Below are 19,892 nucleotides of genomic sequence, written 5' to 3'. Positions count from 1 at the left end.
CCTACTTCGCCTTCTTCACCAAAGAGCTAATCTGCGTCTTTTCACGTAGAATGGTAGCTATTTGTTCGGCAGGAATACGTTCCTGACTCATGCTATCTCTTTCACGTAGGGTAACGGTGCCATCTTCCAAAGACTGATGATCCACCGTTACAGCATAAGGTGTACCGATAGCATCTTGTCTACGGTAACGTTTTCCGATGGCATCCTTCTCGTCGTATTGAACGTTGAATTCCAATCTTAGGTCATCCAGAATAGAACGAGCCATTTCAGGTAAACCATCTTTCTTCACCAAAGGAAGAACCGCACATTTTACCGGAGCCAACGCCGGTGGAAGATGCAATACAACACGCTGAGAACCGTCTTCCAGCGTCTCTTCTTCAAACGAAGAGGAAAGGACAGCCAAGAACATACGATCTACTCCAATTGAAGTCTCAATAACGTAAGGAATGTAGCTCTGATTCTCCTCGGGATCGAAGTAGCGAAGTTTTTTACCTGAGAACTCTTCATGGTTTTTCAGGTCAAAATCGGTTCTGGAGTGAATCCCCTCCAACTCTTTAAAGCCCATGGGGAAATCAAACTCAATATCACAAGCAGCGTTAGCATAGTGAGCAAGCTTAATGTGGTCGTGAATTCGGTATTTATCAGGATCGGTACCTACATTGTGGTGCCAGTTGATACGTTGCTCTTTCCAGTATTCATACCACTTCATTTCCTCGCCTGGCTTCACGAAAAACTGCATCTCCATTTGTTCAAATTCACGCATGCGGAAAATAAACTGACGAGCAATAATTTCGTTTCTGAAAGCCTTACCAATTTGAGCAATCCCAAATGGCACTTTCATCCTTCCCGTTTTCTGAACGTTTAGAAAATTGACAAAGATTCCCTGGCAAGTTTCCGGTCTAAGATAAACCGCACTGGCGTCATCAGAGGTAGACCCCAATTCGGTTTTGAACATCAGGTTAAACTGACGAACGTCTGTCCAATTGGAAGTACCCGAAATAGGACAAACAATACCCAAATCCAGAATTAGGTTTTTAAGGCCTTCCATATCCTCGTTTTCCAAAGCTTCGCGCATGGAATTTTGGATGTTCTCGATTTTCTCGAGGTAACCTACAACTCTCGGATTGGTTTGAACAAATTGTTCCTCATCGAAACTATCGCCAAAACGCTTGGCCGCCTTCTTGATTTCCTTTTGGATTTTTTGAATGCGGATTTTTTCGATGTAATCTTCAATCAAAACATCAGCGCGATACCTTTTTTTGGAGTCCTTGTTGTCCACCATCGGATCATTGAATGCATCCACGTGGCCCGAAGCCTTCCAAGTAGTGGGATGCATAAAAATGGCAGCATCCAATCCCACAATGTTCTCATGGGCATGCACCATAGCTTTCCACCAATAGGCTTTGATGTTGTTTTTGAGCTCAGCACCATATTGACCATAGTCGTAGGTAGCACTCAAACCATCATAAATTTCGCTGGAAGGAAAAACAAAACCGTACTCCTTAGCGTGGGATACGATTTTCTTTAGTGGATCTTCGTTGTTCGCCATGTTGCATTCAATTTGGCTGCAAGTTTACGACGATTTTAGGCGAGGACGAATCGGTCAGTGAAGAAATCTTTTACAAAGAGTTTCGAACTCCCGGATCATCATCGCAGTGGCACCCCAAACAATCTCTTCCTCGACCAGGTAACAAGGTGTTTTGATCTTGTATTTTCCTGATGCAACGACGGTTCGTTCAGCTTTGGTTTCCTCGTGAAGTAGCTGATGAATGGACGGATGAAGTAGCTTGGCTACCTCTTCGGGGTCGGGTTCAAATTGCGGTCGTTCATGAAGGATTCCCAAATAGGGCGTTACGTGGAATCCACTGGGAGGAATAAAAAGATCGCTCATGGGCCCAAGAACTTCCACCTGACTGGATGAAACTCCGGTTTCTTCTTCAAATTCCCGTAAAGCGGTACTTTCCAAATTCGTATCCTCTAATTCTTGTTTACCGCCAGGAAAGCTTACCTGAGCGCTGTGCACTCCTGGATAAGAGTTTCGCACCATAAGAACGGTATGAGCTCTTCCCTCCAAAGGATACATAGCCATGAGAACAGCACTTTCTTTAGGATTGGGATGTTTAGCCAAAGCTTCTTTGGAACTTCCCCGTCCCATTGGGGACATCTTCATTTGCTCTGCTTCACCAGGGAGTCCCTGCTCATAGGCACTGCGAAGATTATCGACAAAGTTCTTAAACTCCATTAACCAAAGAGTTCGTTAAATACTTCTTCGATTTTCCGAACGGCGATAACCTGAATATCAAATTGCTTAAGGTCCAAACCTTTTACCGAATAGGAAGAAACGATGATTCGTTCGAAACCGATTTTTTGAGCTTCCCGAATCCGTTGCTCCACTCGATTGACTGGTCGAATTTCACCAGACAATCCAACCTCGGCGGCAAAACAAGTGCCTGGATCAATCGGAAAATCCTCGTTAGAAGATAATATGGCGCTCACTACAGCCAAATCCGTAGCCGGGTCGTCTACTTTGATTCCTCCGGCCATATTCAGAAATACATCCTTGGCTCCCAGACGAAAACCACAACGTTTTTCCAAAACGGCCAACAACATGGACAGACGCCTCAAATCAAACCCGGTAGAGGACCGCTGAGGTGTACCATAAACCGCACTGCTCACCAAGGCCTGCGTTTCGATCAACAGGGGACGAACCCCTTCAATACTTGCGGCAATGGCAACACCACTCAAATGTGCATCACGGTTGCTAATGAGTATTTCGGAAGGATTAGAAACTTCTCTCAACCCTGACTGGTCCATTTGAAAAATGGCCAATTCGTTGGTGGATCCAAAGCGGTTTTTAACCGCCCTCAATATGCGGTATACGTGATTTCTATCTCCCTCAAATTGCAACACGGTGTCTACCATGTGCTCCAACACCTTCGGCCCGGCCAGTGCTCCATCTTTGGTAATGTGACCGATTAGAAATACCGGCACTCCTGTGGACTTGGCATATCGCAACAAATCGGAGGTACAGGTTCTGATTTGAGAAATACTGCCTGGCGCACTATCCAAATCGTCTGAATGCAGGGTTTGGATCGAGTCGATGATCAGCAGATCGGGCTTAATTTTTTCGGCGTGGTTTAATATTTTAATCAGTTGTGTTTCTGCCAGTACGTAGCAATTGGGATTGGCCTGTGGAAGACGATCCGCTCTTAGCTTAATCTGCGCCGCACTTTCCTCACCCGATACATAAAGCACCTGCCCTTTTAACTCGTTAGCCAGTTGCAACAAAAGGGTGGATTTTCCAATACCCGGCTCACCGCCAACCAAAGTCAAAGATCCAGGTACAAGACCACCACCTAATAAACGGTGAAGTTCGTGAATGCCTACCTCAATACGAGGCTGACTGTCAACTTGAACATCTACCAGCAACTCGGGTTGCCGTTGTTGATCACCTGGCAATTGCTTGGCCGTAGGTTTACTAACTACCTCCTCTACGTACGTATTCCACTCGCCACAGGAGGTACATTTGCCCATCCACTTGGGAGAACTGGCTCCACAATTCTGGCAATAAAATATGCTTTTTGATTTAGCCAAATCAGTTTGCGTTCTTGATTTTTTGCTCCAATCGGGTTGTTGAATGACCCGGCAAGAAGGCCAAGGCTTCTACCCTACCTCCGCGGTTACGAACCAAGTCTGATCCCACAATATAGGCCTTCGAATCTCGATCTGTTTCGGCAGGATCGTAATCACCTCCCTTTACCAAAACGTCAGGTTGCAAAATTTGAAGGAGTTCATAGGGTGTATCCTCTCCGAAAATAACCACTCCAGATACAAACTCGAGTGAAGCCAAAATAAGTGCTCTTGAATCCTCGTCCTTGATAGGTCGTGCTGGTCCTTTATTAAGCTGGCGAACAGATTCGTCACTGTTAACACCAATAACCAACCGCTGCCCTAAATCAGAGGCATTAGCCAGGTAATCGATGTGTCCGGCATGAAGAAGGTCGAATACTCCGTTGGTAAACACCACTTGATCCCCCAACTCTTGCCAGGATTTAATTTGTTTTCGAAGATGTTCTGCGTTGAGTACTTTGCCCTTTACACGATCCAGATTACGCATTCTCTTTGTTTCTATTGTAGATGGGCATAAAGATAAGAGAGATTAACCCGGCAACAACAAGGAGAAGGTTTTGAGAGGCCCAAATGATCCAGCCCAGGCCTTGCCCGTGCCCCTTACTCACACCAAATTCTACAATGGCAAGGGCAATTAATCCTGGATAAACACCAAGTCCGCCCGGAGTAACAATTACGCCAATGGTACCGGCGATAAACCCGGCGAGAATACCTTCAAGCGCCACGCCTTCTGTTTGTGGCAATGCCTGAAAACAAACGGCAAACATGGCTACGTACAAAAACCAGATCAGGAAGGTATGACCAATAAAGGCCCATTTCTTTTTAAGGGAGAAAACCGTTAAAACACCATTGAGAAAACCTTTAATCATTCCCCAAACTCGATTTCTTAGCTTTTCATTTTTCAGGACAACCACCAATCCAGCAATTCCAACAGCTACTACTCCAGCACCAATCCAGAGGTATAGATTCGATCCTTTCTCTTCACCAGAAACCGCAGCACTACCACCTCCATTAATGATGGCCATGATTTTGTCATAACGCAGGGAAAGAGCGATTAGAAAAATGAGCCCGAGCATCAAAAGATCAATCACCCGTTCGGCAATGATGGTACCAAAACTCTTAGCCACAGGAACACCCTCGTAGCGTGCCAAAAAGCCAGCCCGACTCACCTCCCCCGACCTCGGAATGGTGAGGTTTATCACGTAACCGATCATGGTAGCGTGGTAGGCATTCCAAAATTTGGGATGATAATCCAAGGGTTCCAGCAGATACCGCCAGCGGATGGCCCGACTAATGTGACTGAACCAACCCAATACCATCGAAAATAGAATCCAGGTATAGTCGGCATGTTTGATCGCCCAAAAGAGTTGGGACTTTCCTTCGGCATCCAGACTGTCGTAAAAAAACCAAACCAAGTATCCCCAATAGCAAAGGGAATAATGATTTTCAGGGCACCGATTAACTTTTTCTTCAAGAGCTTAAGCTAGTTTGTTAGTGGTTTCATCTGGAAAGATGACAGCAGGTTTAAATGTTTTGGCTTCTTCAAAATCCATAAGTGCATAGGATATAATGATAATAATATCTCCTACTGCTACACGTCTGGCCGCCGGTCCGTTCAAACAAACGTCTCCGGATCCTTCTTCACCCGTAATAATATAGGTTTCGAGACGCTCACCATTGTTGATGTTAACAATCTGAACCTTTTCGCCTTCAATCATATTGGAGGCCCGCAACAATACCGGGTCGATCGTGATACTACCGATGTAGTTGAGATCGGCTTCCGTCACCTTTACCCGGTGAATCTTCGATTTTAAAACTTGAATCTGCATATCGGGCTGCAAAATTAAGCATTCTTAAAATTTGAACCACTAATCTTAATCACAAGCCTCAAATTTCGAAAATCAATTTTCAGAATTCAGAATTCCTAAAGTTCAATATTATCAATAAGCCGAACCCCACCAATGTGAGCCGCCACAAATGCTCTAAGATTATTCTTCCTGTTGTTTCGAGGGGCCCTCAAGCTTTGGCTATCCGCGATTTTGAAATATTCCAGGTTAAACTCAGGGCGTTTTTTAAAGTTTTCGCGGATTCTCCTTTCCGTTTCCTTCACCCCATGGCGCTTCAAATACTCCCGGGCCTTAATTAATTGAGAAAACAGGTAGCGGGATGCCTTGGAATGGTTAGACGACAACCTTGCATTACGCGAACTCATAGCTAAACCACCTTCCTCCCGCACAATCTCGCATGGAATCACTTCCAAATCCGAATGATATTGTTGAGCCAGTCGGTCAATAACCAAGTATTGCTGGTAGTCCTTGAGCCCGAAATAGGCCTTGTTGGGCGACACAATTTCAAAAAACTTGTTAACGATCGTAATGACCCCATCAAAATGTCCCGGACGAAAACTGCCCTCCATCACCTCATCCAATCCGTCCAAATTAACCTGGGGCCCACCTTTAAAGCCTTCCGGGTACATCTCCTCCACATCCGGATAGAAGACATAATCGCACAAAGCGCTTTCGAGTAGAGCAGAATCCTTTTCGAAGGTTCGAGGATATTTTTCCAGATCGTCTGAGTTGTTGAACTGGGTTGGATTTACGAAGATGGAGCAGATCACCACATCGTTCTCTTTCCGTGCTCTTTCTACCAAAGATATATGCCCGGGATGCAGGGCTCCCATTGTCGGAACAAAGCCTACTGACTTTCCTGATTCCTTCGCCTCTGCAGACAATTTCGCTATTTCAGCTGAATTTTGTACTACCTTCATCATCGATCAAATCCAATAAAACCAAGGGCTTCAAAAGTAGTCAAAGAGAGAAAATTACCATTTTTTTCGTAATTTTGCAGAGATTTTAAAAAATGTTCTTTTATTATGTCGAAAGCGAGGGTTTTATACGTGACGCAGGCCATGATGCCGTATTTGCCGGAAGATGAAGTAACCAGCATTTGCCGACAGTTACCGCAGGCTATTCAGGAGAAGGGAAAGGAAATCAGAAATTTTATGCCTCGATATGGCAGCATTAACGAAAGAAGGCACCAATTACATGAGGTGATTCGTCTTTCGGGAATGAACCTTGTAATTGACGACCACGACCACCCCCTGATTATTAAAGTCGCTTCCATCCCACAAGCTAAGATGCAGGTATACTTCATCGACAATGAAGAATACTTCAAAAGAAAATCCACCTTCGAAGATGCCAATGGCGAAGCTCACCCGGATAACGATGAGCGTATGATCTTCTTCTGTAAAGGTGTTGCTGAAACGGTTAAGAAATTGGGCTGGGCTCCGGATGTAATCCACTGCCATGGCTGGTTCTCTTCACTTTTGCCGTTGTTCATCAAAAAAGTATTTAAAAACGAGCCTTTGTTTGCCAACTCCAAAGTGGTTTATTCCATCTACGGAAGTGGTTCAAAACACGGTGTAAATCCTAAGATTTACGACAAGCTACTTTTCGAAAGTATCGAGGCTGAGGGTATTGAATCGTTGAAAAATCCAACGAACGAAGAGCTTCACAAAATCGGTGTTTCTTTTGCCGATGGAGTGATTATCGCCGATGATCAGGTTGACGAAAGCCTGGTTAGCTGGGTAAAGGATCAAAATAAATTGGTACTTGAATACGAAGGCTCTGAAGATTACGTTGACCGATACAATAATTTCTATGATGAGGTTATTGAGTCGGAAGAAGTTTTGGCTCAATAATCCGTGCCAAACGTATCGAATGAAAGTTCTTAAAAACTATCATATTGTGCGGCCCCTTATTGGGGTCGCCTTCTTTTTGGTCCTTGCTGCTGGCTGCCGCAAACAAGACGGTAATGCCGCAGGTATCGAGGTGCAACCTGAGGATCAGTTACTGGGTTTTGAAATCACAGATACCTTTTCAATTACCTGTGTAACCAAAGACATGGATTCTATTCGTTCGGATCAAGCGGATGTAAATTCGATTGGTTCTTACCACGATCCTGTATTCGGCAAAGTAGCTCACTCTACCGTGGCTCAAATCCGATTATCTTCTGAAACGATTGATGCAGATCTGCTTTCCACCTTCCAAGTGGATTCAGTGGTTCTGTCCTTGGCTTACTTCTCCTTGTACGGAGAGTTTGATCCTCAGACTTTTGAAGTTTACAGACTCACCGAGGACCTGGGAGTCGACACCTTCTACTCCAATCACGTGGCTCAGGTTGAGTCCACTCCAATTGGTCTGCTGAAGGATCACAAACCCAATACTTCTTTGGTTATTTCGGTGGATGGAGAAGAAGAAGTGCCAGAACTGCGAATTCCGATTGACAGCGCTTTTGGTAGAGAGTTGTTTGACGCCGGTGCATCTGTGTATTCCAGCAATGAAAACTTTTTGGATGTATTTAAAGGATTGTACATCACTACCAACAATCCAAGTCAATCCTCTGGTGAGGGGGCTACCATTCTGTTTGACCTGCTAAGCGAGTATTCCCGACTCACTGTTTTTTACAAAAACAATATCGGTGAAAGAGGCAAGCTGGACTACGTCATTAACTCAAACAGTAAGCGGTTTAGCACTTCAAAAGCGGATTACACAGGCTCAGAAGTGGGAATGGCATTAGACAATCCTGCAGCTGGCCAACAAACAGTTTATGTGCAGACTTTGGGCGGAACCAACGTTGAAATCAAGGTTCCAAACATCAAAAAACTCAAAGAAAACGGACCAGTTGTCATCAATAAGGCTCAATTGATTCTTCCAGTTAAAACCAACACGGCAGTGCCCTATGCGCCAATCCCTCAGCTGTTTGTCTTCGGACTTACCGCCGATGGAGAAGCCTTTAGAGTACCCGATTGGACAGAAACTTTCTACGGAGGAGTGCTTGATGACAATTTTGAATATAAATTTGGCTTGAATCGCTATTTCCAAGCTGTACTCAATGGAGATTTTGAGGACAATGGATTAATAGTAATGGATTTAGGAGAATATAACGGCCGATCCATTATCAATGGGCCTGCAAGCGCGGATCGCCCAATGAAATTGGTGGTATCCTATACGCCGGTCAACGAAACAAATTTGAATTAAGTATGTGTGGTATTGTTGGATATGTTGGAAACAAGGACGCCTACCCGGTGATCATTAAAGGGTTGCAACGCCTGGAGTACAGAGGTTATGATAGTGCAGGGGTAGCATTGGCCAATGACGGAATCCGACTCTACAAATGCAAGGGAAAAGTAAGTGACCTTCAAAACCATACTTCTGGTAAAGACCTAAGTGGTTCAACCGGAATTGGTCACACCAGATGGGCTACTCACGGTGAACCAAGTGATGTAAATTCTCATCCTCACACTTCCCAATCGGGCGACTTGGTAATGATTCACAATGGAATCATTGAAAACTACGCCCCTCTCAAAAAAGAACTTAGAAATCGCGGTTTCGAATTTCAAAGTGAGACCGATACTGAAGTTTTAATCAACTTCATCGAAGATATTTATACCCAGGAAGACATTGCCTTGGAAGAAGCAGTAAGAAAGGCGCTTAACCACGTGGTTGGAGCCTATGCCATCGTGATCATGGATCGAAACGATCCTTCCCGATTGATTGCTGCCAAAAAAAGTAGCCCCTTGGTAATTGGTATTGGACAGGATGAATTTTACCTGGCATCTGATGCAACTCCAATTGTGGAATACACCAAGAATGTAGTTTACCTGGAGGATGAGGAAATTGCGGTTGTACAACCGGGGTCGCCTATCCACCTTTTTGACATCCGCAAGGAAGAAAAAACGCCTTACATCCAAGAGCTCGAAATGCAACTGGAGGCGATTGAAAAAGGAGGCTATGACCACTTCATGCTCAAAGAAATTTATGAGCAGCCTCAATCCATCAAAGACAGTATGCGAGGTCGGCTTCGTGCCAAACAGGGAATTGTATCCTTGGGTGGAATTGCCGATTACCAGCAAAAGCTCGACAATGCCAAACGAATCATTTTCGTGGCTTGTGGAACCAGTTGGCACGCCTGTTTAGTAGGCGAATACCTGTTTGAAGAATTTGCCCGTATTCCCGTAGAAGTAGAATATGCCAGTGAATTCCGCTACCGTAACCCTATCATTTATGAAGATGATATCGTTATCGCGGTAAGTCAATCTGGAGAAACGGCAGATACCTTAGCCGCTATCGATTTGGCTAAGTCCAAAGGAGCCACGGTAATTGGGGTTTGCAATGTGGTAGGATCTACCATAGCCAGAACTACGCATGCCGGAAGTTATACGCATGCTGGACCGGAAATCGGTGTTGCTTCAACTAAAGCATTTACGGCTCAGATTACCGTTCTTACCTTAATGGCACTTTCAGTAGCTAAGAAAAAAGGTACGATCGCTTCTTCCAGATACCGCCAGTTGTTGACTGAAATTGAAATGATTCCTGAATTCGTGGAGCGTTGCTTAGAATCAGATGGAATCATTCATGCTATATCCAGTGAATTTAAGGATGCTCGCAACTTCCTTTACTTAGGTCGTGGCGTATCCTTCCCGGTGGCTTTAGAAGGGGCTCTTAAATTGAAAGAGATTTCCTACATCCACGCAGAAGGTTATCCGGCTGCCGAGATGAAGCACGGACCTATCGCCTTGATCGACGAAGAAATGCCGGTAGTTGTTATTGCAACGCAGGGCCCATCTTATGAAAAGGTGTTGAGCAATATTCAGGAAGTAAAAGCTCGCAAAGGTGTTGTTATCGCGATTGTAACGGAAGGTGATACTCAAGTTCGCCAAACAGCAGATCACGTAATTGAGATTCCTGCCATTGATGAATCCCTTGTTCCCTTCTTATCTGTTATTCCACTTCAGTTATTGTCTTACCACATTGCTGTAATGAGAGGCTGTAACGTGGATCAACCGCGTAACTTGGCAAAATCCGTTACTGTAGAATAATTGAGCCTCATGAAAAACTGGATATTGATTGGCCTCGCTGGTCTCTTCGCCTTGAGTTGTTCTATGGAGCAACCGCCTAACAGCGAGCAAGAGGTTTTAAAGCAGAAATATCACGAGATATTAGATCCAAAGCCGGTACCTGAAATGCCTGCAAGTTCTACCAAACCGGATTCACTGGCATTGGAAGGCGACACGCTGCAATAAGCCATTCTACCCCTTTATTTCTTCCATTTTTCCGGAATTTTTCCGGCTGATTCGGTATTGACCAAATTCTAACCCGAATGCGCCAAATTCTCACCGGACTCTTCCAAAAACTCCCGGGCTATTTTTTAAGGTTTTAGTCCTCCCTAAATTGGGGTAAACTAATTCTTTAAAATCATGAACAATCGAAAACTTTTGGGCATCCTATTAGGACTGCTCGCCCCCTTTGTTACTCTCGCTCAAGGGTCCCTTACCTTTAATGGAAATTCCGGATTCATATTCTTTGCCTGTGGTAATACACCGAATACTCCAACCATCGACTTGGATTATACGATCACTGTAGGAGATCCGCAAAACTGTGGATGTTCAGTACACCGAGACCTTCGGTTTCGCCTCGTTGATGGAAATGGAGATGAAGTGGACCAACAGTTCTCTCCGGCCTTAACTACTTCCGCCAACATTACCTACAATCTAACATTCACCGTACCCAATGCGCCCGAATCCTACACGGTTCAGTTGTGGGAAGGAGAAACGGGTTGGAATGGAATGAATTGCGATGTTGCTTGTGCTGAGAACAATCACCTCAGCAATAGCAACACCGTCACCTTGGTGCATCCCAATGCCACAAACCTAAATCTGAATTATACGGGAGCCACCTATGCCTTCTCCAATGGGATCCATCAGATATGCTCAGGCTCTCCCAAAACAGTAAGCACGAATGGCTGTGAAACTCAATTCAGACCACTGATTGAGCGTCTGGATGCGAACGGAAACTCATTTTCCACTCCAGACTACGTGGCTCAAGGAAACTTCACTTTTGCCACCACCGATGGATTCGACTTCAACTCCATGGGATACACCTTTTTAAATAACACGAATTACCGATTGATACTCCACACCTTTTTTCCGATGGCCACTCATTCCATCAAAATTCACAACACCAACACCCAAACGATTAGTACAAGCAACTACTCGGTTTGTACCGGCAACAATATTACCATGACGGCTACCGGTGCCTCAAATCTGGTGTGGAACCCATCGACCTACCTATCCGGTGGAAACACAGGCTCGAGCGTAACTGCCGTTAATCCCAGCAACTCGATCCAATATACGGTTAGTAGCACCGACAACTGCGTGGTACCAGCCACTGCTCTGCTAACCGTAAATCAAACTCCAACCATCGATGTATCCTCAAACCCAACGGATGTATGTGATAATGCTACACCTCTTCAACTTCAAGCCGCTGCAGTCCCAACGGGAGGTACCGGTGTTTGGACCGGTTCTTCCTGTGCGGTGACTTCGGCCGGAGTTTTTGATCCTATTGGCAATGGGTGTAATGTTAGCGGATGGAGCTACTCCTATGGTTTTTCCTCCATGACCTATACCTATACCACGGCTCAAGGCTGCCAAGCTTCCGAATCCTTTTCACTGACTTATCACAAACCTTCTGATTTGGACTTAACAACGGTAAATGCGTGCTTCAACAGTGCTACGGGAAGTGCATCCATAGCTCCTACGGGTAATGGACCTTTTTCTATTCCTTCCTGGAATGTTCCAGCTGGAAGTTCTCCGGTTTACAGCAATGCCAGCAAAGATGTTGAAGGCCTGGCTACAGGAAGCGGTACCGTGTCAGTTGTGGATGACGACGGATGTACCAATTCCGAAAGCTTCACGATTGGAGAGCATGGTAAAGTTATCGTCAATGCTACCGTGGTTGCCGATGCCCTTTGTTCTCCTTCATCCTGGTCGAATCAGTATGGGGAAGCGGATATCACTTTTTCAGGTGGTGCTGGTGCTCCGTATTATATGAGTATAGATGGAGGAAGTGCTTTTGGCCCGGTTAGTTCCACCTACACCATCAACCCAACTGGAGAACCTCATTCGGTTACCATCGAAGATGTTCAAGGATGTCAGGGAACAGTCAACTTTACGGTTAACTCTCAAAACGACCTGGATTTTGCCTCCGGATATCCGCAAAGTACTGATGCCACCTGTGTGGGACTAAACAACGGTTCCATCGACATTCAACTTACTGGTGGCACACCCAACTACACTTATAAATGGAATCCTGGATCTGGAAATGTAACTCAATCCAGCAACCAATACACCATCAGTGGACTTGCTACCAGTCCCCATGATTATTGGGTTACAGTAACGGATCAAAATGGTAGTTGTACCATTATCGCTGGCCCCTATAATATTGGAGAAACGAATCCCGCTTTGTGGGACGTAGACTTTACCGGAATTACACCGCCTACCTGTAATGGTATCCCTGATGGTGAAATTACCGGAACCTTCAATGGGGTAAATATGTCACCTTACACCTACAACTGGGGCAGTGGTCAAAACACCGCTACCCTTTCCGATCTTCCTGATGGCAATTACTCCCTAACCATGACGGACTTTATGGGCTGTAAAGAAACAGGTGTTTACTCCCTGGTATCGGCTGGTCCGGAAGATTGGCAAAAAGTGACCGGTGGAAACAACGGCCCTATAAAAGATGAGCCCGTTGCTATGGCCATTGATGCATCCGGTAACGTATACATGGCTGGCAATTTCAAAGGGCAAACCATGTTTGATGGTCAACCTATTGTAGCTGGAGCGAACGCCAACGGCGATCAAGGTATATTCATCGTGAAGTACGACGAATGTGGAATTATGCAATGGGTAGTAAACTCAGATTTCGATCAGGTTCCGCAAGACTTTGAAGTGGCTGACATTACTCTCTTGGGTAATCACGTGTTCTTGTTAGGTAAACAACAGGGTTTAGGTTCATTCCGATTTGCAGGAGTCCCTGCCTCCAATGTATCCACCACCAATCGCTGGTTTATGCTCAAGGTGAATCAAAACACCGGAGTAATGACCAATAACCGAGGCTTGAACTCCAACCTTTCCGGAGCGGATCAAATCTATGATATGGAAGTACATTGTTCAAACAACCGTTTCTACCTAGCTGGACGAGATGGCGGAACAAATGCTGCCACCGTATACCGAGTAAACTTCGGCAACGGAAACGTATTTACCCTGCTTCAAGATCAGGCCGGAACTCCAAACAGTGAATTCAGAGATATCGAATTTGATGACGCTAACGGAGTTCTATACGCTGTAGGAACCATGTATGCCGATGCCGAATTTTCCGGAAACGCGATAAACACCATGTACCTCACCTCCAGCTCTGATGCTTTTGTGGTTAGAGGAACAATGACCGGTTGTGCCAACTGGACGTATACCCATCAAACCCACAGCGGCATTACTGGAGACCTTGCAACCGGCCTAAGCTTAGAGTGGGACGACGACCAAATGTTGTACATCACCGGAAACTATCAAGGTATCCTCAGCAACTGGAACAACCTGAGTACTGGAATGAACAATGCCTACATCCTTAAGCTCAAGGAAGCTGACCTCGGATTCAAATGGTCTTCAGACGTGAATGAAACCATGGGAATTCAATGGGCCAACTCGAATGACTTGAGCATTGACGAAGATGGAAACATCATGGTCGTTGGAACTTTCCAAGGTGATAACATCGAAATTACCTCCGGTAGCTTTCAAGACGATTCTCCTGGGAACAATAGCACAACCGCTCTCTGGTTAGCCTCCTTTGATCCGAATCAGGATTTGAACTGGACCCTAAGCGCCAAGTGTACCTCTGGATCTGATCCAGCCAGTGGAGTGGCATTAGTTAGTGGATCCAGTAGCAGTTATGCCAGTGGAATTTTCCAGCATAACCTGGAATTGGAAATGGTAGCCGGAAGTTTGACCCACCACAACGCCGGAACATTTACCGATGCAGGATTTGTTCTGCGCTTTGGAGAAGCATACACCGGCATCACCGGTCAGTTCTATAAAAAAGGAGACGACTTGAGTTCTTCTGAAATCCAAGATGTTAATGAGGAGTTGTCCATTTACCCGAATCCAAGTAGTGGTCAAATCAACATCCAATGGCCAGAATCCCTCTCGGGTGAAACGGTAACCCTATCCATGACTGATGTTTCTGGTAAAATCGTTGAACAATGGGTTCGTGTAGCTCAAGGTTCTCAGCTTGAAACCTTATCCATCGATAACCTGGAGGCAGGCACCTACTTCCTGGAAATGCGATTGGAAGAACGCAGCTGGAGATCTACGGTTATTAAGTATTAGTATCTTTAGTTTAATACAGTTAAAACACCCGATTCCAAATGGAGGATCGGGTGTTTTTTTTACTCTTTAAACCAGCTGGAGTATAGCATGTAGTTTTCCGCAATTCGGGAAACCTCTCCCTGAAACAATTCAGGACTCAGCGTTTTTACCTTTTTGGCGGGAACTCCGGCGTACACTGATCCCGATTCTACCACCGTATTGGCCAAAACAACCGCACCAGCAGCAATCAAGCAATTGGATTCGATAACGGCATTGTCCATAACAATAGCTCCCATACCGATCAACACGTGATCGTGAATGGTGCAACCATGCACCAAAGCATTATGCCCAATAGACACTTTATTCCCGATAGTAGTAGCCGCTCTTTCATACGTTCCATGAACCACTGCACCATCCTGAATATTGACCTGATCACCGATTCGAATGCTGTTTACATCCCCTCGAACTACGGCCTGATACCAGATGCTACAATCCTTTCCCATCTGGATATCTCCGATTAAAGTGGCGTTCTCAGCCAAAAAACAATTCTCTCCAACCTGAGGCGTAAAGCCCCGTACTGTCTTAATTAGCGCCATAAGATTCTGAATTTCACGAGAAACCGAAAGTAAAGGATTAATCCTTGCTTGCATCGCCCGGAGTGTCTTGATTTTTTTACTTTAGTCGAATTATAATGGAAGGTATTTTCCGACATATCGAGCAGCTGCTTTTTTCCCACGATTGTGTAATCGTTCCAGGGTTTGGCGGTTTTGTGGGCAACCCTCATTCGGCTCGATTAGACCGTTTGCGTTCCCGCATTTTACCTCCTTATAAAGAGATAGGATTTAACTCCAGGCTTACCAAAAGTGATGGCTTATTGGCCCACACGATAGCCGAAGAACAACAAATCCCATTTGCCGAAGCCCAAAAACAGCTGAATGCCTTTGTTCAGGATATCCGTCAGGAACTGAGAAGTAAGGGCAAAATTGTTTTTCCAAAAATCGGTACGTTCTACTATGACCATAACCGTTCGTTGCGATTTAAACCGCTAAATACGGTAAACTTCGCTCCTGGCCTATTTGGTTTAGAGCCCGTTCAGCTCATCCCCTTGGCCAAACCAGTTGAAACTCCTGTTGTGGAATTGGCGGCGGAGGCAAAAGAAGAGCCCAAAGAATCTACTCCGATTATTGACATTCGGGAATACCGCAAAAGGCTCAAAAACTGGAAAACAGCGGCTGTCGTTGTGGCCTGCGTTCCTTTGCTTTTCTATTTAATCTGGCTCCCAACAGGCTCTATGGTATTTAAGGACAAAAATTTCCAACTTTCGGAACTTAATCCTTTTAGCCCTCAGGTTTGCGCTATGTATACAGCAAGAACAGGATTACCAGAAGTAGTTGACGCCGATGACATCGCTCGGCCCGATGCATTTGAAAAATGGGTATTGTCTGGAAAGGATTATGTAAAAACCTCCTTTTTTGACCGCAACGACCCCTATTTCGATCCTACCGAACTCATTACCATTAAAGTAAGAGAGCTGGCCCTTCGCCCGGATTCGCTTCGGGTTAAGTCGTTACTTCCGCCTACAAGCTACCAAGGTTACTACGCCATTGGAGGATGTTTCCGTGAGCGGGATAACGCCACTCGATTGGTCGCACGTTTGCAACAGCAAGGATTTGGCGCGGTTATCATTGATCAGCACAAAGGGTTGTACCGTGTAGGTATAGAACAATACACTACTTTGAATGAGGCTAAAGGAGATCTCGATCGAATCCGGTCTGCAGGTTTTGGTGACGCCTGGATATTAAAGAAATAGTCCTCCCTTTCTCCTTTTTATTTCCCCCTTGATTACGATCGAATAGGGCATAAAAAAAACCCCTTCGCAAAGCGAAGAGGTCTCTTTATATCTAATACCTGATGCTATTTACAGATAGTGTTTCAGGAAATTTGAATTTGTCTTTTTGCGAAGACCTCTAAGGGCTTTTTCGCGAATCTGACGAATTCTCTCTCTGGTCAATCCCAGACTGTTAGCAATTTCTTCCAAAGTCATCGGAGTGCGGCCGCCGAGCCCGAAGGACAAACGAATCACTTCCGCTTCTCTTGGCTTCAAAGAAACCAATACCCGTTCGATGTCTTTGCACAAAGATTCGCGCATCATTTCATCTGCTGGGTTTTTGGAATTATTGTTAGACAATACATTCAACAGTGAATTCTCTTCACCGTCAATAAGGGGTGCGTCTACTGAAACCTGTTTTTGTGAGTAAGTCACCAGGTCTCCGACACTTTCGGCATTGGTTTCCAGGAGCTCGGAAATTTCTTCGTGGGACGGAGCCCGCTCGAATTCCTGCTCTAATTTGGAATAAGCAGTTGCCACCTTTTGTATAGCAGAAACTTTGTTAAGTGGTAGCCGTACCACTCGTGAGTTTTCTGCAATGGCCTGCATAATACTCTGACGTATCCACCAAACTGCGTAAGAGATGAACTTAAACCCTTTCGTTTCGTCAAATCGTTTGGCCGCTGTAATTAGACCAATATTACCTTCTGCAATCAAATCTTCTAATGTCAAACCATGACCTTGGTATTGCTTGGCAACAGAAATAACGAACCTCAAGTTGGCGTTAACCAATTTGTTAAGAGCTCTCTCATCACCTTGCTTAATCCGTTTTGCCAGTTCCACTTCTTCCTCAGCGGTGATCATTTCCTCTTTGGAAACATCGCTTAGGTATTTGTCAATGGATTTGGAATCACGATTGGTAAGCTGTTTGGAGATTTTGAGCTGTCTCATAGGCGAATAAAAAACTGAACTTTAAACAACCAGTTAAATTACAATAATTGTCCTAAAATGCAAATAGTTTGTCTATTAGCACTTTTCGGGCTGCAAAAGTACTGGTAATTTTCCTTTGATTTACCTAAAATTTTGCTAATTCATACGTAAACCATCGAAAAACGTTACAATCTAACGGATATAAGGTTCTGAGAATTATCAGATGATACGACCTGCTCGGCCACCAAAGAGCCATTTTTTAGTACAGTCATCCTCAATTTTGGGCTTCCTGATTCTACCTTGAGTTCCATTCGAATCGGAATTCCAGCCTTTACATTTTTATATTCTGTGGATTCCCAACTCGAAGGTCCAAGAATTCCTGTGGACACTGTGGCATTGGATGGATCGAGGTAATTCAAAGAAAAGGTAGCTCGATTTCCTCCCGTTTGCAGCACTTGATATTGTAAGGTAAACAGTTCCTCATCCTCTTTTTGACAGGCTATTAAAAGAAAGATCCCAATCAGGTAGAGGGAATTACGGAATATCTGAGTCCAAATCATTTGCTCTTTGCTACATTTGCAGCCTAAATATAGGAATATGGAAGTTGGCTTTTTACACTTACACCGCACCGTTGCTTATTTGGTCCTTATTTTGGTCTTTGTGGCATTGTTGAAATCCCTTTTCGGTTTTCTCAACAACAAAGAATACACCTCTGGGGATCGAAAACTGGCTTTATTTTCAATGATTGCTGTACATATTCAACTGCTGTTGGGTATTGTTTTGTACGCTGTTCTCGGTCATTTTTCGAGAATTGGAGCCTCTATGGGTGAAGGAATGGCTGCGCTACGCTTTGTAACGGTGGAGCACCCGGTGATGATGATTTTGGCCGCTGTGGTTATTACCATGGGATATTCCAAAGCCAAAAGAGCAGAAACTTCCAAAAACAAATTCAAAATGATGAGCTTGTTCTACCTGATTGGTTTCGCCTTGATTCTTTCAAGAGTGCCATGGGACAAACTCATGCCTTAATATCCTGACTATTGATCGAAACGAAAGGAACAGCAGAAAGAGCAGTCCTCATTGGCCTTGGCCAGCAAGGACAAAGTGACGAAGAGCTGACCGAATACCTGGATGAGCTGGAATTTCTGGCAAAAACAGCGGGTATTGATTCTGTTAAACGTTTTACCCAACGGTTAGACACCCCAGATATCCGAACCTTTGTGGGTCGAGGAAAATTGCTCGACATCAAAGAATACATCAAGGAAAACGACATTGATGTTGCGATTTTTGACGATGACTTGTCTCCCAGTCAATTGCGCAATATTGAAAAAGAGCTCAAGGTTAAGATCTACGACCGGAGCTTAATGATTCTGGATATTTTCCAATTCCGTGCTCAAACGGCACAGGCCAAAACTCAGGTAGAGTTAGCGCGTTACCAATACCTACTTCCTCGATTGACCCGAATGTGGACTCACTTAGAAAGGCAGCGAGGAGGAACCAGCACTCGGGGTGGATCAGGAGAAAAAGAAATTGAAACCGACCGTAGGATCATTCGCAAAAAGATCACTCTGCTTGAAGAAAAGCTCAAGGCGATCGATAAGCAGAATGCAGTTCAGCGTAAAAACCGGCAAAAAATGGCCCGGGTTTCCTTGATTGGGTACACCAACGTGGGTAAGTCGACCATTATGAATCGCTTGAGTAAGTCGAATGTATTGGCAGAGAACAAGCTTTTTGCTACACTGGATACTACAGTAAGAAAGGTGGTGATCGAGAATCTCCCCTTCCTGCTCTCTGACACGGTAGGATTTATTCGCAAATTACCTCACCAATTGGTAGAGTCTTTTAAATCTACCCTGGATGAAGCCCGTGAGTCTGACATTTTGATCCATGTGGTGGATATATCCCATCCGCGGTTTGAAGATCACATCCGTGTGGTGAACCAGACCTTGACCGAACTTGGTGCTGAAAATAAGCCTACTCTACTCCTCTTTAATAAGATTGATCAATATCGTCAAATGGAAGATGGAGAGTTTGATTATACCGCGAATACCAAACAAAACGTAGCGCTCTCTGAACTAAAACGTACCTGGATGGCTCGTGAGAATGTTCACGCCGTATTCATCTCCGCCAAGGAAAAGAAAAACTGGGACGAGTTCCGTAAAATTCTCTACCGAGAAGTGCAAAAGGTTTATGAGGAAAAATATCCTTATCAGCATTATCTGTACTGATCAATCATAAATCTTAAGGCAAAATCTTAAATCTTAATAGGAACAAAAAAAGCGGGCCAAAGCCCGCTTCAAGTAC

At 44.7% G+C, this 19,892-nt stretch carries 18 protein-coding genes; 8 read left to right on the top strand and 10 right to left on the bottom strand.

The window, feature by feature from the left end; translation table 11 throughout:
- Position 1 precedes the first annotated feature (1 nt).
- The 7 genes from KFE98_09850 to panC form a co-directional block, all read right to left on the bottom strand.
- Positions 2-1,549, bottom strand: coding sequence for a glycine--tRNA ligase (locus tag KFE98_09850; protein UTW64421.1), 1,548 nt, complete (start codon positions 1,547-1,549; stop codon positions 2-4).
- A 54-nt stretch (positions 1,550-1,603) separates the two neighbouring features.
- Positions 1,604-2,242 (bottom strand): CoA pyrophosphatase, encoded by a 639-nt coding sequence (locus KFE98_09845; GenBank protein ID UTW64420.1) that lies wholly within the window; start codon positions 2,240-2,242, stop codon positions 1,604-1,606.
- Positions 2,242-3,594, bottom strand: coding sequence for a DNA repair protein RadA (radA, locus tag KFE98_09840; GenBank protein ID UTW64419.1), 1,353 nt, complete (start codon positions 3,592-3,594; stop codon positions 2,242-2,244). The genes KFE98_09845 and radA overlap by 1 nt, the downstream gene beginning before the upstream one ends.
- Before the next feature lies 1 nt (position 3,595).
- Complete coding sequence (locus KFE98_09835; protein ID UTW64418.1) at positions 3,596-4,117, bottom strand: adenylyltransferase/cytidyltransferase family protein; 522 nt, start codon at positions 4,115-4,117, stop codon at positions 3,596-3,598.
- Positions 4,110-5,045, bottom strand: a complete 936-nt coding sequence (locus KFE98_09830) for a flippase-like domain-containing protein (GenBank protein ID UTW64417.1) — start codon at positions 5,043-5,045, stop codon at positions 4,110-4,112. Before KFE98_09830 ends, KFE98_09835 begins: the two co-directional genes overlap by 8 nt.
- A 63-nt stretch (positions 5,046-5,108) precedes the next feature.
- Positions 5,109-5,459 (bottom strand): aspartate 1-decarboxylase, encoded by a 351-nt coding sequence (locus tag KFE98_09825; protein ID UTW64416.1) that lies wholly within the window; start codon positions 5,457-5,459, stop codon positions 5,109-5,111.
- Between the two features lie 95 nt (positions 5,460-5,554).
- Entirely contained in the window at positions 5,555-6,397 is an 843-nt protein-coding gene (gene panC / locus KFE98_09820; protein UTW64679.1) for a pantoate--beta-alanine ligase, read from the bottom strand.
- A gap of 105 nt (positions 6,398-6,502) precedes the next feature.
- On the opposite strand from panC, the gene KFE98_09815 reads away from it, so the two are divergent.
- The 5 genes from KFE98_09815 to KFE98_09795 all read left to right on the top strand — a co-directional run bounded on the left by KFE98_09815 (position 6,503) and on the right by KFE98_09795 (position 14,851).
- On the top strand, positions 6,503-7,330 hold the full coding sequence (locus KFE98_09815; protein ID UTW64415.1) for a glycogen/starch synthase: 828 nt from the start codon (positions 6,503-6,505) through the stop codon (positions 7,328-7,330).
- A gap of 19 nt (positions 7,331-7,349) precedes the next feature.
- Entirely contained in the window at positions 7,350-8,669 is a 1,320-nt protein-coding gene (locus tag KFE98_09810) for a DUF4270 family protein (protein ID UTW64414.1), read from the top strand.
- Positions 8,670-8,671: 2 nt separating this feature from the next.
- The gene (gene glmS / locus KFE98_09805; GenBank protein ID UTW64413.1) at positions 8,672-10,510 is read left to right on the top strand and encodes a glutamine--fructose-6-phosphate transaminase (isomerizing); all 1,839 of its coding nucleotides are present in this window, start codon (positions 8,672-8,674) and stop codon (positions 10,508-10,510) included.
- Between the two features lie 9 nt (positions 10,511-10,519).
- Positions 10,520-10,714 (top strand): hypothetical protein, encoded by a 195-nt coding sequence (locus KFE98_09800; protein UTW64412.1) that lies wholly within the window; start codon positions 10,520-10,522, stop codon positions 10,712-10,714.
- Positions 10,715-10,888: 174 nt separating this feature from the next.
- Entirely contained in the window at positions 10,889-14,851 is a 3,963-nt protein-coding gene (locus tag KFE98_09795) for a T9SS type A sorting domain-containing protein (GenBank protein ID UTW64411.1), read from the top strand.
- A gap of 59 nt (positions 14,852-14,910) precedes the next feature.
- On the opposite strand, the gene KFE98_09790 is transcribed toward KFE98_09795, so the two are convergent.
- Entirely contained in the window at positions 14,911-15,426 is a 516-nt protein-coding gene (locus KFE98_09790) for a gamma carbonic anhydrase family protein (GenBank protein ID UTW64410.1), read from the bottom strand.
- A 95-nt stretch (positions 15,427-15,521) separates the two neighbouring features.
- Here KFE98_09790 and KFE98_09785 point away from each other — a divergent pair, with 95 nt between their 5' ends.
- On the top strand, positions 15,522-16,640 hold the full coding sequence (locus KFE98_09785; GenBank protein ID UTW64409.1) for an SPOR domain-containing protein: 1,119 nt from the start codon (positions 15,522-15,524) through the stop codon (positions 16,638-16,640).
- Between the two features lie 108 nt (positions 16,641-16,748).
- Here KFE98_09785 and KFE98_09780 read toward each other — a convergent pair whose 3' ends face one another.
- Together KFE98_09780 and KFE98_09775 are read right to left on the bottom strand one after the other, a co-directional pair.
- The gene (locus KFE98_09780; protein ID UTW64408.1) at positions 16,749-17,609 is read right to left on the bottom strand and encodes an RNA polymerase sigma factor RpoD/SigA; all 861 of its coding nucleotides are present in this window, start codon (positions 17,607-17,609) and stop codon (positions 16,749-16,751) included.
- Between the two features lie 164 nt (positions 17,610-17,773).
- On the bottom strand, positions 17,774-18,148 hold the full coding sequence (locus tag KFE98_09775) for a hypothetical protein (GenBank protein UTW64407.1): 375 nt from the start codon (positions 18,146-18,148) through the stop codon (positions 17,774-17,776).
- 37 nt (positions 18,149-18,185) lie between these two features.
- On the opposite strand from KFE98_09775, the gene KFE98_09770 reads away from it, so the two are divergent.
- Together KFE98_09770 and hflX are read left to right on the top strand one after the other, a co-directional pair.
- Complete coding sequence (locus KFE98_09770; protein UTW64406.1) at positions 18,186-18,617, top strand: hypothetical protein; 432 nt, start codon at positions 18,186-18,188, stop codon at positions 18,615-18,617.
- 11 nt (positions 18,618-18,628) lie between these two features.
- Entirely contained in the window at positions 18,629-19,816 is a 1,188-nt protein-coding gene (gene hflX / locus KFE98_09765; protein UTW64405.1) for a GTPase HflX, read from the top strand.
- Positions 19,817-19,892 lie beyond the last annotated feature (76 nt).

It is taken from the genome of bacterium SCSIO 12741, from assembly GCA_024398055.1.
In the GTDB taxonomy this organism is placed as follows: domain Bacteria; phylum Bacteroidota; class Bacteroidia; order Flavobacteriales_G; family Salibacteraceae; genus SCSIO-12741.
This window is presented reverse-complemented; position numbering and strand designations above follow the sequence as displayed.